Here is a 1316-nt window from a genome sequence, read left to right as displayed (position 1 = left end):
TATAGAGTAATAATCCTCATCGTTTCCGTTAAGGAATAATTCTGAAAGCTCATTTCTTGTACCGGGATCATCAGTTGTCTTTTCATTAAATCCCGCAAAAGGAAGAGTAAGTGATTCCAGCGATTTACAAGCGCTGAATATGTGCGAACCGATCGTTGTATTTTCGCCTGTTATCTCAGCTGTCTTGAGTGAATCACATTCTTCAAATGCATAATTACTGATAACCTTTATCGATTCAGGAATTGTAACACTGATAAGAGAGTCGCAATTGCTGAAAGCTTTTTCACCTATAGTTTCAATGCCTTCAGGGAAAGAAATTGTTTGAAAATCAGGTGAAATGCAATTTACATATGCATAACTACCTATATTTATCAGAGAATTCGGCATATCAGCATTTTTTAATGATGTGCAGTTGAAGAATGCATATGCGCCGATTGATGTTATTTTGTCGGGAATAAAAACTTCCTCTATTCCGTTCATACGATGGAATGCATAATTAGGGATACGATTTCCACCTAAGATAGTTATCTTTTTAAGTGCCTTGGGTATAAATCTTCTATTGCCCACAGAGTTGTGTATAGAGTAATAATCTTCATCATTTCCATGAAGGAACAGATCTACGAGTTCCTGCTTACTGCCGTCGGTATTTGTAGCCTCAAGAGAAAAACCTGCAAACGGAAGTGTAAGTTCGGCAAGTGATTTACAGCCGCTGAATACATGTGAACCGATGCCTTCTTCACCTCCATTGATAATTGCAGATGCAAGTGATGAACAGTCGCTGAATGCATAAGCTCCGATAGTTTTTACTGTTTCGGGAACTGTTACGCTTGTTAGACCGCTGCATCCTGAGAACGCATTATTACCAATAGCCGTAAGAGTTTTCGGTAAGGTTACAGTCTTGAGATTTGCACTGCTGCAATTGTTGAATGCATAATTTCCTATACTAATAACACCTTCAGGAATTTTTCCGTCTGAAATAGAGGTACAGTTTTCAAATGCGTGATCATCAATATATTTTATACCTTCTGAGATATGATTCTTTGTGATTGATGAGCAGTCCGCAAATGAATAATTGCCGATCTCGGTCATGCACTTCGGCAATACGAATGTCTCAACACCTTTAAAGCGATAGAATGCATAGTCTGAAAGTCTTGTACCGTTCAGAACAGTGACTTTTTTGAGTGACTTGGGTATAAATCTTCTATTGCCCACAGAGTTATGTATAGAGTAATAATCCTCATCGTTTCCGTTAAGGAATAATTCTGAAAGCTCATTTCTTGTACCGGGATCATCAGTTGTCTTTTCATTAAATCCCG

General features: G+C 38.1%; 1 protein-coding gene. It reads right to left on the bottom strand.

What is annotated here, in order from left to right:
* The coding region (locus L870_RS0106785; RefSeq protein WP_028517502.1) for a leucine-rich repeat domain-containing protein at positions 1–1316 on the bottom strand (1316 nt) is incomplete at both ends.

The organism is Ruminococcus flavefaciens ATCC 19208, assembly GCF_000518765.1.
GTDB classification, from domain to species: domain Bacteria; phylum Bacillota; class Clostridia; order Oscillospirales; family Ruminococcaceae; genus Ruminococcus; species Ruminococcus flavefaciens.
Note: the sequence above shows the minus strand (reverse complement) of the source record. Positions and strands in the feature narration are given on the sequence as shown.